Raw genomic sequence first — 25,276 nt, forward strand, 5'->3', positions numbered from 1 at the left:
GGTATTGACCGATCGGAGTGCAGGCATGACCACCACATCGACTGCTCCCTCTTCCGCCGGCCTCGACAGATCCCTCGTTCGACGGGTGACCTGGGCAACCTGGACCGGCTGGGGCCTGGACGGATTCACCAACCAGATGTTCCCGCTCGCCCTCGGCGGGATCATCGCCACATTCGGCCTCACCACGGCGCAGGGCGGGTTGGCCACCTCCTGCGCGCTCATCAGCTCCGCGGTGGGCGGCGTGGTCGGCGGCAGACTGGCGGACCGCTTCGGCCGGGTCCAGATCCTGGTCCTGGTAATCGGCGCATACGCCCTGTTCACGGGCCTGACCGCCACCTCGCAGAACTTCGGGCAGCTGCTGTTGTGGCGCACGCTCGAAGGCTTCTTCTTCGGTGCCGAATGGCCGGTGGGTGCCGCGCTCATGGCGGAATACGCGGCTCCGGAGCGCCGGGGGAGGGTGCTGGCATGGATCCAGTCCGCATGGTCCGTGGGCTGGGCCGGCGCGAACCTCGCCTACCTGCTCAGTAACGCCTGGTTGCCGGAGACGGTCGCGTGGCGGGTGATGTTCCTGACCGGTGTCCTGCCCGCGCTGGCGGCTTTGCTGATCCGGCGGAAGCTACGCGACGTGCCGATGACCCAGGTGCAACGGAAGCCGCGCGAAAGGGGCGCATTCGCCGAGCTTTTCGCCCCAGGACTACGCAAACACACCGTGTTGGGCACGCTGTTCGGTGCGAGCGGTCTGGCAAGCACCTACGCGATGCAGACCTGGATTCCGCTGTACCTGAAGGAAGAACGCGGGCTCAGTGTCAGCGACACCGCAATGTACATCTGGTTCATGATCGCCGGGAACTGGCTCGGCTATGTGCTCGGCGGCCACCTGCACGACCGCATCGGACGACGCTGGGCGTTCACGGTTTTCTACCTGGGAACGACAGTGTTCGGATTCCTGTTCATGGCAGTTCCGCTCGATGCCCTCTGGTACAACCTGCTGCTCGCGTTTGTGGTCGGCTTCTTCATCTCGGCCCAGGCGTCAGGCAAGGGCGCCCTGTTCACCGAGCTGTTCCCGGCGCGCGTCCGCGGCACCGGCGCGGGCGTCACCTACAACGTCGGGCGCGGTGTCGCGGCGTTCAGTCCGGCGTTCATCGGCTGGGCAGCGGCGGGTAGCGGGCTGGGCAGGGCAATCGTCACCGTGGTGATGGTCTGTACCGTCCTGACCCTCCTGTTCATCTGGCTACTGCCAGAAACCAAGGGCCGCGTCCTGGATTAGAAGATCACCGAAATGTCGCTGCTGGAGGAGTGACCCCGGGGCCGCTGGGGGTCACTGTGCAGCCACCGTCGCGCCGCCAGGCGATCGGAGCCGGGCCAGGTAGGCCGTCATCGCCCGTATGCCGAATTCCCACGGTGGCAGCTCACTGGTCGGGCGGGTCACGTTCCCGAGTGTCCCGAGCCGGGGGCTGCTGATCGTGACCGTGTCGCCGTATCGGTGGGTGAAGCCCATGCCCGGTTCTCCACGATCCTGTGATGGGGCGAAGAGTGTTCCGGTGAACAGGGCAAACCCGTCCGGATACTGGTGATGGCTGCCATGGGTCGCGGCGACCAGCTCCTCGAAGCTCCGGCTGATCCTGGCGAGGCTGTTGCGGCCCTTCAGGAGAAAGCCGTCCGGTCCGTCGACGCGCAGGGTGATCTCCTCACTGCGCAGATCGTCGAGGGTGAAGCCTTGGTGGAAGAGCCGGATGAACGGGCCGATGGCGCACGAGCCGTTGTTGTCCTTGGCCATTCCGAGGAGCAGGGCACTGCGTCCTTCGATATCGCGCAGGTTCACGTCGTTGCCGAGTGTCGCGCCCTTGACGCGCCCTGCGGAGTCGACGACGAGGACGAGCTCCGGTTCCGGGTTGTTCCATACGGAGAAGGACGGAATGCCGATCGCGGAGCCATGGCCCACCGACGACAGGACTGGAGCCTTCGTGAACACCTCGGGATGGGGCCCGAGGCCCACCTCGAGGTACTGCGACCACATTCCCTGTGCCGTGAGTACCTCCTTGACCCGGTTTGCTTCCTCACTGCCCGGGGTCACTGCGGTGATGCTGCCGCCGAGTGTGTCCAGGACCAGGCGACGAACCGCGGCGGCCCGAGTGAAGTCCCCTCCGCAGCGTTCCTCGATGACGCGCTCGATCATGCTGTCCACGAACGTGACTCCGCATGCCTTGACCACCTGAAGGTCGATCGGCGCGAGCAGATGCGGTAGGTGCCGATCGCCGTCCTGAGCGCCAGGCAGGTCCCGCAATGACCAGCGGGTCGGCCCGGATGCCGCCCCGACGGCCTGGCCTGGGTCGTGCTCCTCCATGAGGTCGGCCACCGTGGGGAACTCGTCTGTGAGGTCCACGACTTGGCCGCCGCGGACGGTCACCACCCGCGGGCCTTGGCACCGCGGGTCCCAGACCCGTCCGACCAGAACCGCGTCCGCTTCGTCCTCCGGCAGACAGGGCGTCAGGGCCGTCGAGAGGTCCTCCATCAGTTGTCCCCTCCGTTCGTGATCCGGTCGTTGACCTGCTCGGTCGATGTGTTCATTGGTGAGGCGATACGGACGTGCGCCATGCGTTCGTAGACACGTGCGAGGGCCTGGTTACCGTCGGCCTCCTGCCCGTGTGACATGGCCTCCAGGTACAGCTGCAGCACCCCGGACGCCCCGGGCAGCGGCATACCCTGGGCGGCCGCCGTGTCCACCGCGATGCGCAGATCCTTGACCTGCAGGGCGACACGGAATCCCGCACTGTCGTCCCCGTCGATCATCTGCGGGGCGAGATGTTCGAGTACCCAGGAGGATGCGGCGCCGCCCAGGAGCGCTTGACGCAGTACTTGGGGTTGCACGCCGAAGCGGGAACCCAGGGTGAACGCCTCGCACGCCGCCTGGATGGCGAGCGCCACCGCGACCTGATTGCAGGCCTTGACCACTTGCCCTGAACCGACCGGGCCCACATCGGTGGTCGAGCCCATGGTCTCCAGTACGGGACGGACGCGGGCCAGTGCCTCGGCCGTGCCTCCCGCCATGATGGACAGTGCCCCCGATACCGCTCCGCGCACCCCGCCGCTGACGGGCGCGTCGACCAAGGCGAGCCGTCGGTCGGCAAGTTCGGCCGCGAGTGCTTGGGTGGCAAGGGGCGAGATCGTACTCATATCCACGACCACCGTCCCTTCGGCGCAGCACGCGAGGACTCCGCCAGGACCGAGCAGTACCTCCCGTACCTGAGGGGTGTCCGGCAGCATGGTGACCACCGTGGATGCTCCCTCGAGCGCCTGCGCAAGGGTGGCTGCGACCTCGAGCCCTTGGTCGCGGGCCCTGTCGCAGGCCCGCGACGACGCGTCGTAGACGCACAGTTCGATACCAGCGGCCGCGATATTGCGTGCCATGGGCAGGCCCATGACGCCGAGGCCCACAAAGGCCACGGGCCCAGGGGTGGGAGCGGGGAGCCGGGAGGGTCCGGCCGGGTGTGTGGTGGCTGGTGTCTCGGTCACAGCGTTCCTCCAGGAGAGGCGGGGATCTGGGGCGTGGTAGGTCCTGCGGCGGGAACAACACTGGGCGCGGTGGCGTAGTCCTCCGCGTCCACGTCCTCGTCTGTCGGGTCCCAGCGGATGACCAGCAGACAGAGCAGTCCCGCGAACGGCATCAGGGCGAGCCACAGCAACGCGTCGAGGCCGTATGCCGCGGTCAGCGCAGGCCACGCCACCAAGCCGATGGTGCCGCCGATGCGGTTGCCGAACTGGGCGAAGCCGACGCCCACTCCTCTGATCGAGGTGGGGTAGGACAAGGTGGCGATAACCACTCCCTGGGTTCCTGGGCCGGCGGCGTGGGAGAAGATGAACACGCCGAGGAACAGGGCGGCGATCCAGATGGCGCCGTCGAACGGCTCCTTGCCAAAGAGATTGACCAGCAGCAAGGAGGCCGTGGTTCCACAGAAGCCCCAGAGGGCGAGTCTGCTGATGCGTACCCGGGGTGCGAGCCAGGTGGAGAGCAGTCCGCCGCCGACTCCGAACAGCAGGTTGAAGGCGAGAGGCCCGACAATGCCGGTCAGGATGGTCTGGCCGAATACCTGTTGAGTCACCACCCCGATGGAGAAGCCGACCGCGTAGTACTCGGCGCCCTGGCAGAAGTTGACCACAAGGGCGAGGAGCGTGCGCGGACGATAGGTGCGGTTCCACAGCCGGCCGAAGCTCTGCAGAACCGGTTCGGTGCGGGTGCGCTTCGGCATGCGCAGCACGGCGTCGTCGGCGACGGTGACGTCCACGCCGTAGGCCTTGCGCAGGACGGCTGCCGCCTCGTGCAGGTCTCCGTTCATGGCCACCCAGGTCGGGGACTCTGTCAGGTACTTGCGCCGGAGGTAGAGGACTGCCGCGGTGGGCACCACTCCGAACCCGACGACCACGCGCCAAAGTTCGCTGATGTCCCAGGACAGTGCCTGAAAGACGTAGTAGCCGATGAGAAGAAGGACGAAGGTGGATCCCACCGCCACGTACCAGACGGGGGCGTACAGGTTGAGTGCCCTGCCTTTGTTCCGGTGCGAGGAGTACTCGGCGATGAAGCTGAAGGCGACCGGGTAGTCGATGCCCACCGAGATGCCCATCAGGAAGCGGGAGGCGAGGAAGAACCAGGCGTTGGGCGCGATCGCACACAGGAGCGTGGCGATGATCAGCACGACGAGGTCGGCGGTGAACACCTTCTCGCGGCCGATGCGGTCCATGAGTGTTCCGCCCAGCAGAGAGCCGATCAGCGCGCCGACCAGGATGGCGCCTGCGGTGATGCCCAGCATGAGCGAGGACAGGTTGAAGGCTTCCTGGACGTAGCTGAGGCCGAAGGCGATCGACGTGAAGTCGTAGGCATCCATGAAGATGCCGGCAAGCGCGATGACGACGACGAACTTGGCGTTGCCGCCGCGGATGCGGCCGCTGTTCACCAGTGAGGCGACATCTTGGGGATGGCGTAGAACGAACGAGTCAGGCATGGGTGTCCTTTTGCGTGTCCGGGGATGACAGTGCGGGGCCACCGACGGGCCGTGCCCGGGCGGCGGGCCGGTCTGAGCGGACAATGCGTGGGGCAGTGCGGAGTCGCCCCCGAGCCGGGGAGCGGTGTTCAGGCGGAGCGGGTGAGTTCCGCTGCGGCGTCGCGTTCCATCTCGTGCAGCTTGGCGACGCGGCGTGCGGTTGCCTCGTCGTTGTCGAAGCGGGCTCCCAGGAATGCCACCAGGGCCTCCCGTGCCAGCGCCGGGCCGATGAGCCACGCGCCCATGGCGATCGCATTCGTGTCGTCGTGTTCCACGCCCTGGTGGGCGGAGTAGGTGTCGTGGCCCAGGCAGCAGCGGATTCCTGGGATCTTGTTCGCGGCGATCACGGCGCCCACGCCGGTTCCGCAGACGAGGACTGCCCGGTCGGCCCTTCCGGTGCGGACGGGCTCACAAGTGGCGCGGGTGATATCGGGAAAGTCGACGGGCTGGTCGTCGTGGGTTCCGAAGTCGGTGACTTCGTGGCCGAGTTCTTCGAGGACCTTGCGTACGTGGTCCTTGAGAGCAAGGCCCGCGTGGTCGTTGCCCAGGGCGATACGCATGGGTTTCCCTTCTGGTGAGCGGGGGTGCAACGGGTGGTGTGGGCAGGTGGAACCAGGCCCTGGCCAGTGGGCTTGGACCGTGGAGGCTTCGGCCGCGTCTCAGGGCTTCAGGCCGTACCAGCGCATCGCGGTGCCTCCGCGGAGGGCGGCCAGCGCCCGCTCGTCGGTGGGGAGGGCGTGGCGGGCCGCCTCGGAGAGATCGTTCCAGGCGCTGCCGTGGCTGCGATGGAGTGTGATGACGGGCCAGTTGCTCGCCAGCATCACGCGGTGGGCTCCGAAGTGATGCAGTGCGTGGGCCGCCGGGTGGTGGAGGGCGGCGGATGACCAGGTGCGCCAGGCGGTAAGGACGTCGATGCCCACGGAGAGTTTCAGCGCCAGGTTGGGTAGCCGGCCGAAGGAGGCGATGCGGTCCTGCCACGGTCCCCAGACCTCGCGGTCGCCGCCGGTGGCCATGGCGTCCAGCGGGGGACGGCCCAGATGGTCGATGATGACGCGGAGTTGCGGGACAGCTTCGGCGACGCCGGCGACTTGTCGGGCCTGGGCTTCGGTGACGGGGACGACGTCCCAGGTCAGGTCGGCATCGGCGAGTGCACGGAAGAGGGCGAGTGTGGCGGGGGCAGTGAGCCATTCGGCGTCGTCGCGGCCGATGAGGCACCGTACTCCGCGGATCAGGGGGTGGGCGCGCAGGTCTGCGAGGAGGGCTCGGGCCGTGGGCGGATCGTGGAGGGGAAGCCAGGCGACGACACCGCGCACCCAGCGCGCCTGGGCCGCGTACTCGAGCATGCGCTCGTTCTCTTCGGGCAGGTCGGCGGACTGGATGAGGACCGTCCCGTCGATACCGCTGTCCTTCAGCGCCGGTTCCAGGTCGGCCGGCTCGAAGTCACGGGCGAGGGCGGCGTGGTGGGAGGTACGCCAGGGCTGCGGCTGGCGGGCAGTTCGCCAGAAGTGGTGGTGTGCGTCGACCGTGAAAGTCCGGGCCATCATCGACCTTCCCAGACGGGGGCGCGCTTGGTGAGAAACGCGGTGACTCCCTCGGCGAAGTCGCGGCTGCCGTAGCACGTGGCGTACAGGTCGTCGGCGTGCGCGGGGACCGTCGTGGCCAGGACTCTGCGATCGGCCTCCTTCAGGGCGGCAAGGGTGAGGGGGGCGCAACCGGCGATCTGGGAGGAGAGCGCGGCGGTGCGCTCCTCCAGAGCCTCGGGCGGGATGATCTCGCTGACGAAGCCCGTTTCGTGGGCCTGCGCTGCGGTGATCAGTTGGGCGGTGTAGAGCGCTTGGAGGGTGCGAGAGCGGCCGAAGCCCGTGTAGAGGCGGGCGAGTGCCGCGGGGGCGAGACAGTTGCCCAGAGTGCGGCCGATGGGAGCGCCGAAGGTGGCATCCGGGGTGGCCAGGACGATGTCGCAGCTCGCGGCAAGGATCGTGCCGGCTCCGACGGCCGGTCCCCGCACGATGGCTATCGTGGGCATGCGGAGGGCGGCGAGACGGTCCACGGCGCGGCCCACGCGGTGTTCGTAGGCGATGCCGTCGGCGCCCGAAGTGAAGCTGGTGAACTCGCGGATGTCGGTGCCGGCGGCGAAGGCCGCCTCACCTGCGCCGCGTACCACCGTGACGCGCACGGCGTCGGCGGCATCGATCTCGTCGCATGCCTTCTCCAGTTCGTCGTACATGGAGAGGGTCAGAGCGTTGCGCAGGCGGGGGTGGGAAAACGTGAGGCAGGCGGTATGCGTTCCGTCGCGTTCCCAGCGGACGTGTGGTTCGGAGTGGCTGGTCATCGGGGCTCCGACGGTGCGGGCGTGAGCAGTTCGGCGTTGTGCTCGCCGAGCAGCGGCGGGTGGCGACGGATGCGGGCCGGGGTGCGCCCGAGTTTGACGGGGAAGCCGAGGACGCGAGTGGGTCCTTCGACGGGGTGCTCGTACTCCTCGACCATCGCCCGGGCCTTCGCGTGCGGGTCGTGCGCGAGGATGTGGGCGTAGTCGAGGATGGGGCCGGCGGGGACACCCGCGTCGAGGAGGAGATTTACCGCCTCCTCGACGGTGGTGGCGGCAAGCCTGCCCTCGATGAGGGCGATCAGTTCGGGTCGGTGTTCCATGCGGGCCATGTTGGTGGCGAACCGCTCGTCCTCGGCCAGGTGTGCCAAGCCGAGCGCCTGGCATAGTCGCTGCCATAGGCGCTGGTTGTTGGCGGCGATGGTGAGGTGCCCGTCGGCGGCGCGCACCACCTGGTAGGGCGCGGACATGCGGTTGGCCGAACCGAGGCGCTCGGGTGCCTTCGCGGTGCTGAAGAACTCCGTGGATTCCCATACGGACAGGGCGAGCACGGCCTCGTACAGGGAGGTCTCCAGGTACTGGCCCTCTCCGGTGCGCAGCCGGTGGATGTGGGCGCCGAGGATGCCGTAGAGGCAGAACAGGCCCGCACCGAGGTCCCCGACAGGCAGTCCGCATTTGACCGGGGCGCCATCGGGGTCGCCGGTGATGCTGATGGCACCCGCCATGCCCTGGGCGATGAGGTCGTAGCCGGGGCGCTCCGCGTAGGGGCCGTATTGGCCGAAGCCGGAGACGGAGGCATAGACGATGTCGGGCTTGATCGCGCGTACGGAGTCGTAGTCGACACCGAGACGGGCCGCGACACCGGGACGGAAATTCTCGATGACGATGTCGGCGTCCGCCAGGAGCCGGCGGAAGCCCGACTTGCCTTGCTGTGAGCCGAGGTCCAGGGTGACGCTGCGCTTGTTGCGGTTGAGCGCGTGGAAGGCGGGACTGTCACGGCCGGGCGGCGGGTAGCCCCAGGAGACGCGCGTCTGGTCTCCGGACCCTGGCTGTTCGACCTTGATGACGTCCGCGCCGAGGTCGGCGAGGAGCATCGTGGCGAAGGGGCCCGCCATCACCTGGGTGAGGTCGACGACGCGCACACCATCCAGGGCACCGGGCCGCGGGGCAGTATGAGCGTCGGTAGGGGCAGTGGTGTCGGTGGGTGTCATTGCCGGAGTCCCTCTCGGATTCGGCGACGTAGCTGTTCGCAAGGCGGCCGCTGTGCGGGTGTCAGTTCTGCTCGGTGTTCCGGCGTTCGATGCGATGCGCCAGTGTCTGGGCCAGTAGTGCCGCATACGGCACGGGCAGCTGGACATCGCGGGCGATGGAGATCACGTCCCACAGGTCCTTGGACCAGGAGCGCTGATGGCGCGGGACGCCGCCGCGCTCGTACGCGGCAGCGACATCTTCGAAAAAGCCCCACTCCCGGGTGACCCAGGAGTCGCCGGTGCTGGAGCCCACGGCCCTCAAAACGGCCTCGGCATCGATGCCATACGCCTTCGCCAGGTCCAATGCCTCGTAGGCACCTGCCAGCGCGGAGAACATCATCAGCTGGTTGGCGAGTTTGGCCACTGCCCCGGCGCCCAACGGACCGATGTGAACGGTCTCGGTGGCGATCGCCTCCAGGTAGGGGCGGGCCAGGGTCAAGGCCGCCTCACTCCCACCGGCCATGACCGTCAGTTCTCCGCGCAGCGCCCGCTCCGCGCCCCCACTGACAGGCGCCTCGACCAGTTCCACACCGTGTGCCTGTGCCTCCAGCCCTATCTGATGAACCGTGGCGGGCAGCAGCGTCGAGTGAAGCAGCACAAGAGAGCCAGGTGCCAGCGCGGCGAGGAGTCCTGAGTCGCCCGTCAGGATCTGGCACGTGGCAGCGTCGTCGGAGACGGCGAGGGCGACGACCGCGCATCCGGCGAGATCCTTCACACCGCCTGTCGCCGCGGTCATGCCCGTATCCTCGGCGGCTTGCATCCGCTGCGGGTCCAAGTCGTGTACGTGGAGGGCGTGTCCCGCTCTGGTGAGCGCGCGGGCCATGGGCAGGCCGAGATTGCCAAGCCCGACGAAGCCGACGGATACGGCATGTGGTCGGGGATCGACCGGTTGATCTCCCTGCAACATGTCCGGCACCTCAGCGGGCCGTGCCGGCGCACGAAGGGCTGGTGGACCCGTCCTGCCGCCTGGTGCGGGACCTCCCGTGTCCGTCGTACCTCGTGAGAAGTGTCGCGTTGTTCATGGCCATACCTTCCAGGGGCAAGTGGCACTCCAGGGCCGATCCCGGAGCGGGTACAGAAGTGTGAAGCCCGTGAGGGTGGGGGCGGTGAGGCGCGGTGGGATCGGAGCGCGAACGGCGCATCGAACCTTGACATGTCACGTCATGCAGTTGATCCCACACGAAGCGCTCCGTCTATTGTCTTCAATCGCGCTCCGTCTATTGTCTACATCGATTGGTTAGGGATAGACAAGAGTCTTGCAACACCCCATCCACACAGGGAGTCGCGCCCCATCGAGGAGAATGAGGAGCGCCGATGAAACCAGCACTGAGCACCAGCCGCCCGACCGTTCAACGAGCAGGTGCGATGGTCAACACCCCCGCCGGCCGGATCGACCCCCCCAGCATGGTCGAGCTGATCGCAGAGGAACTGCGTCGCCGCATCCTCGCCGGTGCCCTGCGCCCGGGCGACCGTCTCATCGAGGAGCGCCTCACCGCCGACCTCGGCGTCAGCAGGCCGCCGCTGCGCGAAGCGCTGCGCCTGCTTCAACAGGAGGGCCTCGTCTCCATCGCGCCCCGCCGCGGCGCCACGGTCATGGAACTCTCGGCCCAGGACGTGCACGAGATCCTGACCCTGCGCTCCTCTCTGGAGCGGCTCGCCGTCGAACTCGCTGTTCCGGTGAGCGACCCGTCTCTCCTGGACGGGCCGCGTGCCGCCCTCGAAGCCATGCGACGCAGCGCGGAAAAGGAGGATCGCGCCGAACTCGTCCAGCTCGGTTACGAGTTCCACCGCTCCCTCGTGATGCTCGCCGGACACCGCAGGCTGGTCGAGATCTACGACTCGCTGTACCGGCAGCTGGTCCTGTGCATGGCCATGAACCTTTACGAGCGCGAGCACCACCATGAAGACCTGACCCTTCATGTGGAGCGCCACCGTGAGCTGCTCGATGTGATCAGCGATGGTGACCTGCGGGCCGTACTGGACGCGTTCGCCGCGCATGGCGAGCGATCGTTCACGGAGCGCTGGCCGGAAGGCAATGGAGGGTGACCCTGTCCCTTGCCGGTCACGGTCTCGCAGCACATCGGGCGGCGGGCAGCGCGATCTCAGACGTCCCGCCAGGAACAAGGAGTACGACCATGTCCGCGTCCGCGTCTCTTCCGACTTCGCTCGACTCCGCACTGCGCTCAATAGCGGGTGAGCTGCCCGCCGAGGCCTTCACCACGGACCCCGACATCCTCGCCTCGTATCGCACCGACCACGCCCCGTTCTGCCCCAGTGGCATCCCCGCCGCGCTCGTGCGGCCCCGGTCGACCCAGCAGGTGGCCGAGGTCATGCGGATAGCGCACGAGCACAGCGTCCCCGTCGTCCCGCAGGCGGCCCGCACCGGGCTCGCAGGCGGCGCCAACGCCGTGGACGGCTGCCTGCTCCTGTCGGTGGAACGCCTGGACCGCATCCTGGAAATAGACACCGTCGACCAGACGGGGCGTGTCGAAGCGGGTGTCGTCAATGCGGTGTTCTCACGGGCTGTAGCCGAGCACGGACTGTTCTACCCACCGGACCCTTCGTCCTGGGAGACATCCACCCTGGGAGGGAACGCGGCAACCAACGCCGGGGGTTTGTGCTGTGTGAAATACGGTGTGACTGGCGACTTCGTGCGCGGACTCACGGTCGTACTGGCCGATGGGACGGTCCTGCGTACCGGCCGACGTACAGCGAAGGGGGTAGCCGGATACGACCTGACCCACCTTTTCGTCGGTTCCGAAGGCACCCTCGGCGTGATCACCGAGGTGACGGTGGCGTTGCGCCCCGCGGCTGAACGCCCGCTGACCGCTGTCGCGTTCTTCCCCACCGCTGGTGCGGCATGCGCCGTCGTGCCCGACTTCATGGCGGACGGGGCGCGCCCCAGCCTCCTCGAGTTCATGGACCGTCCCACGATGGACGTGGTTTCGGACTACCAGGACCTCGGTTTTCCCTCCGACGCCGGGGCGATGCTGATCGCCCAGTCCGATCGAGGAGAGTTGGCGCGCGGGGACCTGGAACGTTTTGCGCGGATCGCGGAGTCCCACGGCGGCGAAGCGCTGGTCGCCACCGACCCGGCCGAGGCCGAACTCCTGCTCCAGGCACGGCGCCTCGTGGGCATCGCCACGGAGCGACTTGGCAGCTACCTCGCCGATGACGTGTGCGTACCGCGCCGCAGACTCGCCGAGATGGTCGAGGGGCTCCCCGCGATCGCCGAGCGGCACCGTGTCCGTGTCACCACCGTTGCGCACGCCGGTGACGGCAACGTGCATCCCCATGTTCTGTTCGACCGGACCGACGAGGGCGAGGTGCAACGTGCCCACGAGGCGTTCGGAGCAATCATGGACCTTGGCCTGGCCCTGGGTGGCACGATCACTGGCGAGCACGGAGTGGGCCTGCTCAAGCGGGACTGGCTCGCCAAGGAACTCGGACCGGCTGGACTGCGCGTCCACCGCGAGGTCAAGGCGGCCCTGGACCCACGGCACATCCTCAACCCTGGAAAGGTCCTGGCCGCAAGCGGGACGCGACGCTGATCAACGGCCGCGTGCGACGACGATTCTTCGAGGTCCCTGGGCCGGCGGACCAGCCGGTCCAGGTCGTAGAAGATCACTCCGTCGATGACCCCGCTGACCAGATCGGCCAGGAGACGCGGCCGCTGCGGGCCTGGGATGGGATCGATCCGTCGTTGGGATGTGCTGTCGCATGCGCGGATACCGGGCGGCATGCGAATTGACTTCGAGCCCGAGGCTGTATGGGGTGTGATGAGCCAGCTTGGTGGCAAGGCCTCCGCCGGCCCCCGGGCCGGTGACCGTTTCGAGGAGCTCAGGCCGATACGGCTCCCCTGACCTGCGGGTCACAGGAAGTGGTGTTCGGGCACGCCCCGACGACGGCCTCTCCGAGCAGCGCATGGGTGGCTCGGAGAGGTCTGTGCCCTCCGATGGGGTCAGCTTCTCCACCGGAGCCGTCTCCGGCGCTGGAAGGGCGGCCTACTGACAATTGAGGACCTCTCGCCCATTCGACCTGCGGGCCTTGGCCATCACGGCGCCGATTGCGGAAAGGCGCATGCGGGCCGGGCGAGCCGAGCCGCCGCGGCCTCGCACGACCGTTCAGGCGACGGCGGACGGCGCATGGCGCAGCCCGACGACTCTCGGCTTACGGGGCCCGTCCGTTCACCGGTCGGGACTGTCCTCACGGCTCGGCGCGTCCGGCTGCTGTGTACGTCGGCGGCGCAGCACATCGGGTGCGGGGCGTTCCTCCTCGGTGATGTCGGCGACGGACACCTTGCTGGAGTCGCGGTCGGCCAGGGCGCGGCGCTGGACTTCGCTGAGGTGATCGAAGTGTGCGGTGAACGCGGAGACAGCTCCCTCGGGATCGCGGTCCCGGATGGCCTCGTAGATCTTCCAGTGCTGCTCGAGCACGGGCTCGCGTTCCAGTACCCGGTGCAGCAGCGCGTTCGTCCTGGGCCGTACGAGGTGGACGGAGGTCATGGCCAGTTCCAGCACGTGGTTCTTGGCGGCCTTGCTGATGGCGGTGTGGAACTCCAGGTCGTTGGCGAGCCACTCGTCAGATGTGAGATCGGCGTTCCTGGAGTCCTCGACGGGTCGGCGAATGGCCGCCAGGTCGTCCTCGGTCCTGTTGAGGGCGGCCAACCGCACGCATTCACGCTCGAGGACGTCGCGGGCGTGGTTCACCTCCGCGACCGAGACGTTTCCGGCGCGGAACCACAGGGCGATCAGTTCCCCGATCTGGTGGGCGACCACATCCGCCCGGGGGAGGGTGACGAATGTGCCGCCCGACGCGCCTCGGGTGGACTCGACCAGGTTGGTCGCGGCGAGAATCCGGGACGCCTCGCGGATCGTTCCGCGGGAGACACCGTAGGTCTCGGCGAGCTGGTGTTCCGACGGCAGACGGTCCCCCCGGACGCCATGTGCCGTCAGCGATGGCGGCCCGAAGCTGATCGGCGATCTGTACGGCGGCGCTGCGCACGGTGATGGGTCGCGGGACGCTACAAGCCGGCAGCCGACGCGACCATCGTGACGCGCCTCAAGACCGCTGGGGCCGTCATCCTGGCCAAGACGACCATGCCCGACTTCGCCACCTCATGGTTCTCCACCTCCTCCCTGAGCGGCGAGACGAAGAATCCGTACGACCTGAGCCGTGATGCCGGAGGCTCCAGCAGCGGCACCGGCGCGGGTGTCGCCGCGAACTTCGCGACGGTCGGCGTCGGCGAGGACACCGGCGGATCGATCCGCGTGCCCAGTTCCTTCAACAATCTGGTCGGTGTACGGGTCACCCCCGGCCTGATCAGCCGAGCCGGCCTCTCGCCCCTGGTCTCCTTCCAGGACACCGCAGGTCCCATGGCCCGCACGGTTACCGATGCCGCGCTGCTGCTGGACAGCCTTGTGGGGCACGATCCGAAGGACCCCTGGACCGCGGCTCATACGGTGGCCCGCCACCAGGACAGCTACGCGGACGGACTCAGCGCCGATGGGCTACAAGGCAAGCGGATCGGCGTGGTGCGCGAGGCCATGGGCTCCGCCGACGATCCCTCGGCGGCGGCCGTCAACACGGTCTTCGACACGGCCCTCGAAGCGCTCCGGTCCGCCGGCGCCGAGGTGGTGGACCCGGTCGTCATCCCCGATCTCGCGCACTACATCGAGTACACCTCGCTATACATCACGCATTCCAAGCACGACCTCAACACCTTCCTCGCCCAGCGCCCGGAGCTGAGTCACCTGTCAGTACAGGCCATCCACCAGGACAAAAGGTTCCACGAGGAACTCGACCTGTTCATCGCGATCGCGGGTGGCCCGGACAACCCTGAGGACGACACCGAGTACTTCCGGAAGTACATCGCACGCGAGGCGTTCCAGCGCGAAGTGGTGAATGTGATGGCCGGCCACAGCCTGGACGGGCTCTGCTTCCCGGATGTACAACTCCTGCCGCCTACCCGAAAGGAGCTGCAGACCGGCAAGTGGACGACACTCACCTTCCCGACCAACACCCTGATCGCTTCTCAGACGTGGATGCCCGCCATCAGCATCCCTGCTGGATTCAGCGACGAAGGTGTTCCGGTCGGACTGGAGCTTGTGACACTGCCTTACGACGAAGCGTCGCTGTTCCGCCTGGGCTATGCCCTGGAGCAGGCCACCCAGCACCGCCGCCTTCCCGAGAGCACACCCCCGCTCGTTCAAGACGGTGTATGAGGCAAGGCCGAACCGGCAGGGCGAGAATGGCCTCGGCGGAACGTCGTTAGGGTGCGCCGCCGCGCCAGCGGATACTGGGCCGTATGCGTATTGACTTCGAGCCCGAGGCCATGGGTCCGACTCCCTTCTACAAGCTGCTGACCTCGGTGATCGTGCCTCGGCCGATTGCCTGGGTGTCGACGGTGGGCCGGGATGGCTCCGCGAATCTCGCCCCGCACTCGTTCTTCACCGTCGCGGCCGTGGCTCCGCCGATCGTGCAGTTCACCTCCGTGGGGCGTAAGGACTCGCTGCGGAACGTCGAGGACACCGGGGAGTTCGTGGTGAACCTCGCGCCGGAGGGGCTGTTCGAGCAGGTCAACGCGACCGCGACGGACTTTCCGCACGGGGTGAGCGAGTTCGAGGCGGTGGGGGTGGCGCAGGAGGCGAGTGCGCGGGTGAAGCCGCCTCGGGTGGCGGGGTCGCCGGTGGCGTTGGAGTGCGTGGTGCACAGCACGATGGGGCTCGGGAATTCGACGGTGGTCTTCGGGCGGGTGGTGCATGCCGCGATCGACGATGCGGTGATGGTCGACGGGCATGCGGAGATCACCCGGCTGCGGCCGCTGTCCCGGCTGGGGAAGAACGAGTGGGGCACGGTCGGTGAGGTGCTGGATCTGGCCCGGATCCGTTACGCGGACTGGGAGGGTCAGGGGCCCGAGAAGGTGTGAGGGCCAGAGGCCGGAGGAAGGGGCCGCGGTGATCGAGAGCGTCGTGTTCGACATCGGCTCGACCCTCGTCCGTGAGGACCGCTACTGGGGCGATTGGGCCGACTGGCTCGGGGTGCCGCGGCACACCCTGTCCGCGCTGGTGGGGGCCGTCGTCGCGCAGGGGCGGGACGACAAGGACGCGATCCGTCTGGTGCGGCCGGGCGTGGACATCGACGCCGAGTGGCGGGCGCGGGAGGCGGCGGGGCGGGGGGAGTGGCTGGACGAGCCGGACGTGTACCCCGATGTACGGTCCGCGCTCGGCGGGCTGCGGGAGTCGGGGCTGCGGGTGGTCCTGGCCGGGAATCAGTCGCTGCGGGCGGGTGAGCTGCTGCGGGAGTTGGGGCTGCCGGTCGACGCCGTGGCGACGTCCAGTGAGTGGGGGGTCGCCAAGCCCGATCCGGAGTTCTTCCGGCGGGTGCTGGAGCTCGGCGGCGCCGCGCCGGGGGACACGCTGTACGTGGGTGACTATCCGGCCTTCGACATCCGGCCGGCGAAGGCCGCCGGGCTGCGGGCCGCGCATATCCGCCGGGGGCCGTGGGCGTATCTGTGGGCCGATAGGGCCGATACGGCCGATACGGCCGACGCGGCGATGGCGGACTGGCGGATCGACTCGTTGAGTGAGCTGGTGGAGATCGTCGCCCAACCGTCGGTGTGATCGTCCCCGTGCCCTGCCGACTCAGGGCAGGGGCGTGCGCTGGGTGAGGAATTCACACCCGGTGTGACGCGAGTGCTTGCATATATCTACCGCACACCCTTCCCGGGCGCCCCGCATGGCGATTGACTCGTCCCATGCCGCTCAGGGGGCGCCAGACCTGAGCGAAGGGGCCGCCGGACTCCTCCCTCCTCGGCCGGCGGCCCATCTCCCTGTCCTGTGCGGAGAAGCGTCAGCCCGCCGACTCGGCCGCGTGGGCGCTCAGCACACCGAAGCCCACCAGCGCGAAGAGCACGATGCCCAGCAGAATCCGGTAGATCACAAACGGCATGAAGCTCTTGCTGGAAATGAACTTCATGAACCACGCGATGACGACATAGCCGACAAAGAAGGCGATGACGGTCGCGAAGATCGTCGGGCCCCACTCCGTATGCCCTTCGGACGCGTCCTTCAGCTCGAAGGCACCCGAGGCCAGCACCGCCGGGACCGCGAGAAGGAAGGAGTAGCGGGCCGCCGCCTCGCGGGTGTAGCCCATGAGCAGTCCGCCGCTGATCGTCGCGCCGGACCGGGAGACGCCCGGCACCAGCGCCATCGCCTGGCAGACGCCGAATATGAGGCCGTCCCGGATGCTCAGCTCCTTCAGCGTCTTGCGCTGGTTGGCGACGCGATGCCGGCCGCCCGACTCATCGCGCGACGCACGCCGGTCCGCGAAGCCCAGGACGAGGCCCATGACCACGAGGGTCGTGGCTATGAGGCGCAGATCGCGGAACGGACCCTCGATCGCGTCCTGCAGGGTGAGCCCGAGTACACCGATGGGCAGCGAGCCGACGATCACCAGCCAGCCCATCTGGGCGTCGTGGTTGCCCCGCCACTCCTTGCTGAAGAGCGAGCGGAACCAGGCCGACACGATGTTGACGATGTCCTTGCGGAAGTAGATGAGCACCGCGAGCTCCGTGCCGATCTGGGTGATCGCGGTGAACGCGGGCCCAGGGTCGCTCCAGCCGGCGAACGCGGCCGTGAGCCGCAGATGGGCGCTGGAGGAGATCGGAAGAAACTCAGTCAACCCCTGGACCAGCCCGAGGATGAATGATTCAAACCACGACATTGAGTCTTCGCTATCCAGAGGCTGATCGTGCGCTGATCGATTTCTGGCCAGAGATGGCCAGGCGTGACCGATTCAGGCGGGGTGGTCGGTGGGAAGCCGGCGGTCGAGGATCAACTGCCGGGTGTGGGCAGCGTAGCGTCCCCGGGTGCGCGGCCCATCAAGGGCCTGGTCGGACCATCGGTTCATCGCTTTGACCTCGGGTACTCGGCGCTCGGCCGCCCGGCCGCGGGCGCCCTGGTGAGGATCAGCCGCGGACAGCCGTGGACGGCCGTGGACGGCCGTGGACGGCCTGGACAGCCGAGGAGCCGAACCGTATGACCGCGATCGGGCGCGACGGAGGACAGGGAGGCCGAGGGGACGGGCCCGGCGGGACGATCACCACCAAGGTCCCGGCACGGCTGGACCGGCTGCCCTGGTCGCGCTGGCACTGGATGATCGCGATCGGCCTCGGCACCGTATGGATCCTGGACGGTCTCGAAGTGACCGTCGTCGGCAATATCGCCAGCCGCCTCTCCGAGCCCGGCAGCGGGCTGCCCATCACCGACGCGCAGGTCACCGGGGTCGCGGCGGCCCTCTATGTGGCCGGGGCCTGCACCGGGGCGCTGGTCTTCGGCTGGCTCACCGATCGCTACGGCCGCAAGAAGCTCTTCCTCATCACGCTCGGGGTCTATCTGGCCGCCACCGCGCTCACCGCCATCGCCTTCTCCGCCTGGTGGTTCTTCCTCTTCCGCTTCCTCACCGGCTTCGGCATCGGCGGGGAGTACGCGGCCATCAACTCCGCGATCGACGAGCTGATCCCCAGCAGGTACCGGGGCCGCGTCGATCTGGTCATCAACGGGAGCTTCTGGCTCGGCGCGATGGGCGGCTCGCTGCTCTCCGTGCTCATGCTCAACACGGACTTCTTCCCGCTCAACGTCGGCTGGCGGCTCACCTTCGCCCTCGGTGTCGTCCTCGGCCTGGTCATCCTGCTGGTGCGCCGGAACGTCCCGGAGAGCCCGCGCTGGATGTTCATCCACGGCCGGGTGGAGGGCGCCGGGGAGCTGGTCGCGGCGGCCGAACGGCGGATCGAGGACGAGACCGGGCGGCGCCTCCCCGAGCCGGACAAGGCCATCACCATCAAGACGCGGAAGAGCACCGGCTTCATCGAGATCGCCCGGACGCTCTTCCGGGCGTATCCCCGGCGCGCGGTCCTGGGGCTGGCCCTCTTCATCGGGCAGGCGTTCCTCTACAACGCCATCACCTTCGGCTTCGGCTCGATCCTGGTGCGGTTCTTCGATGTGCCCACCGGCGACACCGGCTACTACTTCGCGGTCATCGCCTTCGGCAACTTCCTCGGGCCGGCCCTGCTGAGCAGGTTCTTCGACACGGTCGGCCGCCGTCTGATGATCTCGGGGACGTACATCCTCTCCGGTGTGCTGCTCTTCATCACCGCCTGGATGTTCGGCAACGGCTGGCTCAGCGCGACCACGATGACGGCCTGCTGGTGCGTGGTCCTCTTCTTCGCCTCGGCCGGTGCGAGCTCCGCGTATCTGACGGTCAGCGAGGTCTTCCCGATGGAGACGCGCGCCCTGGCCATAGCCTTCTTCTACGCCATCGGCACGGCGGCCGGAGGCATCACCGGTCCGCTGATCTTCTCGGATCTGACGCAGAGCGGAGTCCTCGCCGACACCGCGCTGGCCTTCTCCATCGGGGCGGCGCTCATGGTCGCCGCCGGGCTCGTCGCCGCCTTCCTCGCCATCCCGGCGGAACAGCGCCCGCTCGAGGACATCGCCGAGCCGCTGTCCGCCCGCGCGGCGGCTGCTTCCGCCTCCGCCCACGGACCGGCCGGCGGCTGACGGACCCCAGCGGCCGCCGCGGGCCCGCCCGTCACGCCGACGGCGGGGTCTCGCTCGCAGTCGCGTCCTGGCCGAGGCGCTCCCCGGGGCCCGCGGGCCGCAGTCGGCCACGCTTGCGCCAGGCCACCAGCGCCCCCGCGACGGCGGGCACCGTGATGAAGGCCATCGCGAGGAGGAAGACGGGCGAGGTGGGGGTGGTGGCGCGGCTGCCCGCGACCACGTACGCGGCGGTGTTCGGCACACTGCCCAGCCCCGTGGCCAGCAGGAACGACGGCCAGCCCATCCGTGAGACGGCAGCGCAGTAGTTGGCGGCGGCGAACGGTACGCCGGGGAACAGCCGGATCGCCAGCATGGACCGGAACCCGTGGTGGCTAAGCTGCCGGTCCGCCGCCGTGAGCCAGCGGCCCCGCAGCAGCGGACGCAGCGCGTCCTGCCCCAGCAGCCGGCCAAGACCGAAGGCGATCCCGGCGCCGATCACCGTGCCGCCGACGGCCGTGACCAGCCCGGCCTGGATGCCGAAGAGCGCACCGGCCGCCAGGTTCAGCAGCGGCCGGGGCACCAGCGCGGCGGTCCCCACCCCGTACGCGGCCGTGAACAGCACCACGGCCGTCGCGCCCGACAGCTCCGGCCAGCCGTGGGTCAGCAGCCGCTGCGGCTGCCACAGCAAGACCGCGATCGCGGAACCCGTGAGCAGCGCGGCGAGCAGCCCCAGCCGCGACCACGGCGAGAGGAGCACGGCGCGGGCGCGGCGCGTGGCCGGTTTCGCGGGCGGTGCGGCGACATCGAGCATCGGTGGAGCGTAACCGACCAAGCCGGGCGGACGCCGTGATGTCGTCGCGTTGTCGTCCGATTGTCGGCAGACCGTCGACAGGGGGTCGGCGGACCGTCTCAATCCAGTCGGCGGACGGTCCGAAACCAGTCGGCAGGCGGTTGAAAACCAGTCGCCGGGCCCGGGCCGGACACCGGAAACGAGCAGGCCGGGCGGCTGGCCAACCACCCCTGTGCCACCGGGCGTTCGCTCCCGGACCACCGGTCCCACCGGCCCCGCACGCACCGAAAACCATTCGACGCGGACCGTACAATGCGCGAAGATCACAGCATGTTCCGGCTCGCCTTCCTCACGCCGACGTCCGCGGTCGCGGACGCGCCGAAGGCTGCCGTCCCCTCTCTCGCTCCGGCCGCGGTCGCCGCCCTCACCACGGACCCGCCCGCCGCCGTTCCCGCCGTCTGCCTCCACGGCGCCCGAAGCTGACCCTCCTCGGACAACTCCGACGGATCCCCCAGGGGGAGGGTCGGCGAGGTTCTGGGGTCCGCGCTTCCCACCCCCGCTGACGAGGAGAGACCGTCGCATGTCCAAGCAGACCTATGTGCGCACCAAGCCGCATCTGAACATCGGCACCATGGGCCATGTCGACCACGGCAAGACCACGCTGACCGCCGCCATCACCAAGGTGCTGAGCGAGCGCGGCACCGGCGGCACCTACGTACCGGCGGACCGCATCGACCGGGCGCCGGAGGAGGCCGCGCGCGGCATCACCATCAACATCGCGCATGTCGAGTACGAGACCGACACCCGCCACTACGCGCATGTCGACATGCCCGGCCACGCCGACTTCATCAAGAACATGGTGACCGGCGCCGCCCAGATCGACGGGGCGATCCTCGTCGTCTCCGCACTCGACGGCGTGATGCCGCAGACCGCCGAGCATGTGCTGCTGGCCCGTCAGGTCGGGGTCGACCACATCGTGGTGGCCCTCAACAAGGCCGACGCGGGCGACCCCGAGCTCACCGACCTCGTCGAGCTCGAGGTGCGCGAACTGCTCTCCGCGCACGGCTATCCCGGCGACACCACGCCCGTCGTACGGGTCTCCGGGCTGCGGGCGCTGGACGGCGACCCGCGGTGGACCGGGGCGATCGAGGCGCTGCTGGACGCCGTGGACATCTATGTGCCGACGCCCGTGCGCCACACCCAGGCCCCGTTCCTGCTACCGGTGGAGAACGTGCTGACCATCACCGGCCGCGGCACGGTCGTCACCGGCGCCATCGAGCGCGGCACGGTACGGGTCGGCGACCGTGTCGAGATGCCCGGCACCGAGGTGGCCACGGTGGTCACCGGTGTGGAGACCTTCGGCAAGTCCATGGTGGCGGCCGAGGCGGGCGACAATGTCGCGCTGCTGCTGCGCGGGGTGGCGCGGGACACGGTGCGCCGCGGCGATGTGGTGGCCGCGCCCGGCAGCCTCGTGCCGGGGCGGCGCTTCACCGCGCGGGTGTACGTCCTGTCGGCGGCCGAGGGCGGCCGGCGGACACCGGTGACCACCGGCTACCGCCCGCAGTTCTATCTCCGCACGGCCGATGTGGTCGGCGCCGTGGACCTCGGGCCCGTCGCGGTGGCGCGCCCCGGGGACACCGTCACCATGACGGTCGAGCTCGGCCGCGCCGTACCGCTGGAGCCGGGCCTCGGCTTCGCGATCCGGGAGGGCGGCCGCACGGTGGGCGCGGGCACCGTGACCACCGTGCTCGACCAGCCGTAACGACGACCGGCACCGCTCGCCCGCCTCCCCGGCAGGAGGTGGGCGAGCGAGGCCGCGAAGCCCCCTGGCGGCACGAGGCGCGAGCCCCGTGACGGCACAATGAGACGGTGAACGAGCCGATACCCGTAAGCCGCGCCGTGGACGGCGGCACCGCCAAGCTGATGCCGGACCTGGACCGCCCGCACGCCTGGCTGCTCACGGTGAACGGCGCCCCGCAGTCGTATGTCGACCTGGACGATCCGGTCCATCTCGAATTCGAGTACGCGCGGCGGATCGCCCATGTCCTGGACGCCGCCGCCGACCCCGGCGCCCCGCTCGACGCTCTGCACCTGGGCGGCGGCGCGCTGATGCTGCCCCGCTATCTGACCGCCACCCGCCCCGGCTCGCACCAGGTGGTGATCGAGGCCGACCGGGGGCTGCTGGAGCTGGTCGCCGAGCATCTTCCGCTGCCGCCCGGGGCGGGCATCACGGTGCGGCCGCGGGACGCCCGGACGGCGCTGGAGACCGCGCCCGAGGCGTCCGCCGATGTCATCGTGGCCGATGTCTTCGGCGGTTCGCGGGTGCCCGCGCATCTGACCTCCGTCGAGTACGCCCGCGCCGCGGCCCGGGCGCTGCGGCCGGGCGGGTGGTACGTCGCGAATCTGGCCGACGGGGCGCCGTTCGCCTTCCTCCGCTCCCAACTGGCCACCTACCGCACGGCGTTCGCGCATCTCGCCCTGATCGCGGAGCCGTCCGTGCTGCGTGGCCGCCGGTTCGGCAACGCCGTGCTGGTGGCCTCCCAGTCCGAACCGCCGGTCGCCGTGCTGGCCCGCCGCACGGCGGCCGACGCCTTCCCGGCCAGGGTCGAGTACGGGGCGGCGCTGGAGCGCTTCATGGGCGGCGCGGCGCCGGTACGGGACGCGGACGCCACACCGTCGCCCGAGCCGCCGGACGGGGCGTTCAGCGTGGGCTGACCGGCTCCGGAGCGGCGTCCGCGGCGGCCGGTCCGCCCTCGATGACGGGCGTGGTCTCGCGCCGGCGCAGCCGCCGTACGTCCGGAACCGTCAGCACCGCCAGCGTCAGCGCCAGGATCAGCGCCGAACAGCCCCACAGCGAGGCCGACCGGCCGAACGCCTCCTCGGCCGGGCCCGCGAGCGCCGTGGCGACCGGCACCATGGCGACGGAGCCGAACCAGTCGTACGCCGAGACCCGCGACAGCTTGTCCTCGGGGATCTCCTGGTGCAGCGCGGTCATCCAGGACACCCCGAACACCTCGACCGAGACCCCGACCAGGAACATCACCACCACCAGCGCCGGAATCGCCACCGGGACGGCCAGCGCGGCAGCCGGCAGGGCGAGCGGCAGGATGCTCAAGGAGCCCGCGAGCAGCAGCCGCCGTGGCCGCCAGCGCATCATCAGCAGACCGCCCAGGACGGTGCCCGCACCGAACGCCGCGAGCGCGAACCCCCAGGGGCGCGCGCCGCCCAGATGGTCCTCGGCGACCAGCGGGCCGAACACCGACTCGGCCGCTCCCACCACCGCGTTGACGACGGCGAACTGCACGATGATGGACCACAGCCAGGGCCGGGAGATGACTTCGTGCCAGCCTTCGCGCAGATCCCGCAGCATGCCGCCCCCGGGTTTCCGCCGGGCCACGGCGCTGACGTCGAGCAGGGCGCGCAGGGCACCCGCGATCGCGAACGCGGCGGCGTCGACGGCCAGCATCCAGCCGGGGCCGACCACCGCGATCAGCGCGCCGCCGACCGCCGCCCCGCCGATCTGCGCACCGTTCATGCCCATCCGGAACAGCGCGAAGGCGCGGGCGGCCTGTTCGCCGGTGACGCTGGAGAGCAGCATGCCCTCGGCGGCGGGGGAGAAGAACGCCTGCCCGGTGCCGCCGAGCGCGGAGAGCACGGCCATCTGCCACAGCCGCGCCTCGCCGGACAGGACGAGCACGGCGAAGACCGCCTGCGAGGCGCAGTTGAGGCTGTTGGCGGCGACCATCACCCGGTGGCGGGGCAGCCGGTCCGCCAGCGCGCCGCCGATCAGCAGGAAGACGACCAGCGGAAGCGTGCGGGCCGCCGCCACGAGCCCGACGTCGCCGCCGTCCCCGCCGGCCTCCAGCACCGCGAACGCCGCCGCGATGAGGGCTCCGGCGTTCCCGAGGCCCGTCACCACGGCGGCGGTGGTCAGCAGTGTGTAGTTGCGGCCGGCCCACGCGGGGCGGCGCGGTCGGAGGCGCGGGGCCGGAGGAGTCGTCACATCGGGACTATCCCTGGGGGCGGGCCCCGGCGTCCAACCGGATTCCGGCCGCCGTCAGCGGGCGGTCAGTTGGTGGTCAGGAGACCTCCGACTTCACCGGCCGCAGCGAGCTCATGATCTTCTTGATGGTGGAGTCCGGGACCTCTTCCTTGGTGCCCTTGACGGAGTACAGGACCCACGTCGCGAAGTCACCGTTGGTGTCCGTGTAGGTCACCGTGACGGACTTGCCGTCGGTGGAGCACTTGTCGGTCTTCTTCACCCCGGTGACGGTGGCCGACGCGGTGTAGCCCTTGAGGCCGTGGGCGCTGGTGAACTTCTTGGCTTCGGTGACCTTGCGGGTCCCGGTCTGGTCCTGGTCGAAGGCGGCGAAGACCCAGTTCTCGGCCTCGACCTCGGCGGCCGACGCCTCGTTCTTGGCGCCCTGCGCACCCTTCGAGCCCGCTCCGGCGGCGTGACTCTTGTTGACGTAGCCGTCCTTGTCCTTGACCGAGCAGTAGTCCTTCTTGTACCTGGCCGGAGCGGACATGACAACGAGCGGCTTGCCCTTGTCGTCCTCGAAACCGGTGCTCAGCCCCGGCGATTCGACCGTCCACTCCGGGGGGACGTCGAAGGCGTTGTGCCGCTTGGGGCTGACCACCGGCGTCCAGCCGGGTATGACCGCCTTGACGTCGGTGGCGTCACCGCCGGCGCGCGGGTTGTCCGCACCGCCGCCGGCCGGGTCCTCGGTCGGCTTGTCGGAGGCCGGAGCGGACGAGGGGGCGGTGGGCGTCTTGTCCTTCCCCTTGGACTGGTCACCGCCGTCGCTGTCGTCCTTGCCCAGGACCAGCACACCGGTGATGGCGGCGGCCGCGACGACCGCGATCGCCGCGACGATGGCGATGGTCGTCGTCCGCTTCTTGTTGTCGCGCGGCGGCTGCGGCGGGCCGGGCGGGCCGGATGGAGCGCCCCACTGCTGGCCGGTCGGCTGCGGCGGACCCTGTGGCGGGCCGTAATCGGGCTGCTGCGGCTGGCCGTAACCCGGCTGCTGGCCGTACTCCGGCTGTCCCGGCTGCCCCGGCTGGCCGGGCTGTCCCGGCTGCTGCTGGGGAGGCTGCTGATAGGGATTCGGCTGCTGGTATCCCGGCTGCTGATACGGGTTGGACTGGTCGTATCCCGGCTGCTGGTACCCCGGCTGCTGGTAGGGGTTCTGACCTTGCGGGTTGTTCTGCTCGCCCCCGGGCGGCTGCTGTCCTGGCCACATGGCGAGTAACGATAGAGGGGGCCGACGACGGCTGCTACGCCTGCCCCGCGAACCGCCCCTTCCCCCGTTTGCTACTGGATGGTAACTTCCGGG

General features: G+C 69.4%; 22 protein-coding genes and 2 pseudogenes. 10 read left to right on the forward strand and 14 right to left on the reverse strand.

Features of this window, described 5'->3' with window-relative positions; all coding sequences use genetic code 11:
* The first annotated feature begins 25 nt into the window (after positions 1-25).
* The gene (locus J5X86_RS22545) at positions 26-1,267 is read left to right on the forward strand and encodes an MFS transporter (RefSeq protein ID WP_243981112.1); all 1,242 of its coding nucleotides are present in this window, start codon (positions 26-28) and stop codon (positions 1,265-1,267) included.
* Between the two features lie 51 nt (positions 1,268-1,318).
* On the opposite strand, the gene J5X86_RS22550 is transcribed toward J5X86_RS22545, so the two are convergent.
* The 8 genes from J5X86_RS22550 to J5X86_RS22585 form a co-directional block, all read right to left on the reverse strand.
* A complete protein-coding gene (locus tag J5X86_RS22550; RefSeq protein ID WP_208518564.1) occupies positions 1,319-2,512 on the reverse strand; it encodes a fumarylacetoacetate hydrolase family protein in 1,194 nt (397 codons plus the stop codon).
* Positions 2,512-3,513 carry an NAD(P)-dependent oxidoreductase gene (locus tag J5X86_RS22555; protein ID WP_208518565.1) on the reverse strand — a complete coding sequence of 334 codons (1,002 nt, stop codon included), beginning with the start codon at positions 3,511-3,513 and terminating at the stop codon, positions 2,512-2,514. The genes J5X86_RS22550 and J5X86_RS22555 overlap by 1 nt, the downstream gene beginning before the upstream one ends.
* On the reverse strand, positions 3,510-4,997 hold the full coding sequence (locus J5X86_RS22560; protein ID WP_208518566.1) for an MFS transporter: 1,488 nt from the start codon (positions 4,995-4,997) through the stop codon (positions 3,510-3,512). The genes J5X86_RS22555 and J5X86_RS22560 overlap by 4 nt, the downstream gene beginning before the upstream one ends.
* 128 nt (positions 4,998-5,125) lie before the next feature.
* Entirely contained in the window at positions 5,126-5,596 is a 471-nt protein-coding gene (locus J5X86_RS22565; protein ID WP_208518567.1) for an RpiB/LacA/LacB family sugar-phosphate isomerase, read from the reverse strand.
* A gap of 99 nt (positions 5,597-5,695) precedes the next feature.
* Positions 5,696-6,580 carry an amidohydrolase gene (locus J5X86_RS22570; RefSeq protein WP_208518568.1) on the reverse strand — a complete coding sequence of 295 codons (885 nt, stop codon included), beginning with the start codon at positions 6,578-6,580 and terminating at the stop codon, positions 5,696-5,698.
* Complete coding sequence (locus J5X86_RS22575) at positions 6,577-7,368, reverse strand: enoyl-CoA hydratase (protein ID WP_208518569.1); 792 nt, start codon at positions 7,366-7,368, stop codon at positions 6,577-6,579. Before J5X86_RS22575 ends, J5X86_RS22570 begins: the two co-directional genes overlap by 4 nt.
* Positions 7,365-8,573 (reverse strand): CaiB/BaiF CoA-transferase family protein, encoded by a 1,209-nt coding sequence (locus J5X86_RS22580; protein WP_208518570.1) that lies wholly within the window; start codon positions 8,571-8,573, stop codon positions 7,365-7,367. Before J5X86_RS22580 ends, J5X86_RS22575 begins: the two co-directional genes overlap by 4 nt.
* 61 nt (positions 8,574-8,634) lie before the next feature.
* Complete coding sequence (locus tag J5X86_RS22585) at positions 8,635-9,519, reverse strand: NAD(P)-dependent oxidoreductase (RefSeq protein WP_208518571.1); 885 nt, start codon at positions 9,517-9,519, stop codon at positions 8,635-8,637.
* Positions 9,520-9,926: 407 nt separating this feature from the next.
* On the opposite strand from J5X86_RS22585, the gene J5X86_RS22590 reads away from it, so the two are divergent.
* Positions 9,927-10,658: a GntR family transcriptional regulator gene (locus J5X86_RS22590; RefSeq protein ID WP_208518572.1), complete on the forward strand. Its 732-nt coding sequence runs from the start codon at positions 9,927-9,929 to the stop codon at positions 10,656-10,658.
* Positions 10,659-10,747: 89 nt separating this feature from the next.
* A complete protein-coding gene (locus J5X86_RS22595) occupies positions 10,748-12,163 on the forward strand; it encodes an FAD-binding oxidoreductase (RefSeq protein WP_208518573.1) in 1,416 nt (471 codons plus the stop codon).
* A gap of 636 nt (positions 12,164-12,799) precedes the next feature.
* Here J5X86_RS22595 and J5X86_RS22600 read toward each other — a convergent pair.
* Together J5X86_RS22600 and J5X86_RS52935 are read right to left on the reverse strand one after the other, a co-directional pair.
* Entirely contained in the window at positions 12,800-13,390 is a 591-nt protein-coding gene (locus tag J5X86_RS22600) for a FadR/GntR family transcriptional regulator (protein WP_208518574.1), read from the reverse strand.
* A 33-nt stretch (positions 13,391-13,423) separates the two neighbouring features.
* Positions 13,424-13,588 (reverse strand): annotated as a pseudogene (locus J5X86_RS52935) (GntR family transcriptional regulator); the annotation flags it as partial.
* Positions 13,589-13,648: 60 nt separating this feature from the next.
* Between J5X86_RS52935 and J5X86_RS22610 the strand changes: the two are divergent.
* The 3 genes and pseudogenes from J5X86_RS22610 to J5X86_RS22620 all read left to right on the forward strand — a co-directional run.
* Positions 13,649-14,836, forward strand: a pseudogene (locus tag J5X86_RS22610) (amidase); the annotation flags it as partial.
* An 83-nt stretch (positions 14,837-14,919) separates the two neighbouring features.
* On the forward strand, positions 14,920-15,540 hold the full coding sequence (locus J5X86_RS22615; protein ID WP_208518576.1) for a flavin reductase family protein: 621 nt from the start codon (positions 14,920-14,922) through the stop codon (positions 15,538-15,540).
* A 28-nt stretch (positions 15,541-15,568) separates the two neighbouring features.
* A complete protein-coding gene (locus J5X86_RS22620; protein WP_208518577.1) occupies positions 15,569-16,234 on the forward strand; it encodes an HAD family hydrolase in 666 nt (221 codons plus the stop codon).
* A 229-nt stretch (positions 16,235-16,463) separates the two neighbouring features.
* Here J5X86_RS22620 and J5X86_RS22625 read toward each other — a convergent pair whose 3' ends face one another.
* Positions 16,464-17,336 carry an undecaprenyl-diphosphate phosphatase gene (locus J5X86_RS22625; RefSeq protein WP_208518578.1) on the reverse strand — a complete coding sequence of 291 codons (873 nt, stop codon included), beginning with the start codon at positions 17,334-17,336 and terminating at the stop codon, positions 16,464-16,466.
* Between the two features lie 314 nt (positions 17,337-17,650).
* On the opposite strand from J5X86_RS22625, the gene J5X86_RS22630 reads away from it, so the two are divergent.
* Positions 17,651-19,171 (forward strand): MFS transporter, encoded by a 1,521-nt coding sequence (locus J5X86_RS22630; protein WP_208518579.1) that lies wholly within the window; start codon positions 17,651-17,653, stop codon positions 19,169-19,171.
* 31 nt (positions 19,172-19,202) lie between these two features.
* Here the strand turns inward: J5X86_RS22630 and J5X86_RS22635 are convergent, their stop codons facing one another.
* Entirely contained in the window at positions 19,203-19,961 is a 759-nt protein-coding gene (locus J5X86_RS22635; protein WP_208518580.1) for a TVP38/TMEM64 family protein, read from the reverse strand.
* Between the two features lie 309 nt (positions 19,962-20,270).
* Between J5X86_RS22635 and J5X86_RS22640 the strand changes: the two genes are divergently transcribed.
* From J5X86_RS22640 to J5X86_RS22650, 3 genes are all read left to right on the forward strand, one after another.
* Complete coding sequence (locus J5X86_RS22640) at positions 20,271-20,423, forward strand: hypothetical protein (RefSeq protein WP_165449209.1); 153 nt, start codon at positions 20,271-20,273, stop codon at positions 20,421-20,423.
* Between the two features lie 97 nt (positions 20,424-20,520).
* The gene (gene tuf / locus J5X86_RS22645; RefSeq protein ID WP_208518581.1) at positions 20,521-21,702 is read left to right on the forward strand and encodes an elongation factor Tu; all 1,182 of its coding nucleotides are present in this window, start codon (positions 20,521-20,523) and stop codon (positions 21,700-21,702) included.
* A 107-nt stretch (positions 21,703-21,809) separates the two neighbouring features.
* Positions 21,810-22,655, forward strand: coding sequence for a spermidine synthase (locus J5X86_RS22650; protein WP_208518582.1), 846 nt, complete (start codon positions 21,810-21,812; stop codon positions 22,653-22,655).
* Here J5X86_RS22650 and J5X86_RS22655 read toward each other — a convergent pair.
* Positions 22,642-23,943 carry an MFS transporter gene (locus J5X86_RS22655; RefSeq protein WP_208518583.1) on the reverse strand — a complete coding sequence of 434 codons (1,302 nt, stop codon included), beginning with the start codon at positions 23,941-23,943 and terminating at the stop codon, positions 22,642-22,644. The two genes, J5X86_RS22650 and J5X86_RS22655, sit on opposite strands and share 14 nt — an antisense overlap.
* Before the next feature lie 76 nt (positions 23,944-24,019).
* Entirely contained in the window at positions 24,020-25,183 is a 1,164-nt protein-coding gene (locus tag J5X86_RS22660) for a hypothetical protein (RefSeq protein WP_208518584.1), read from the reverse strand.
* Positions 25,184-25,276 lie beyond the last annotated feature (93 nt).

This window comes from Streptomyces sp. NEAU-YJ-81, assembly GCF_017592595.1.
In the GTDB taxonomy this organism is placed as follows: domain Bacteria; phylum Actinomycetota; class Actinomycetes; order Streptomycetales; family Streptomycetaceae; genus Streptomyces; species Streptomyces hygroscopicus_B.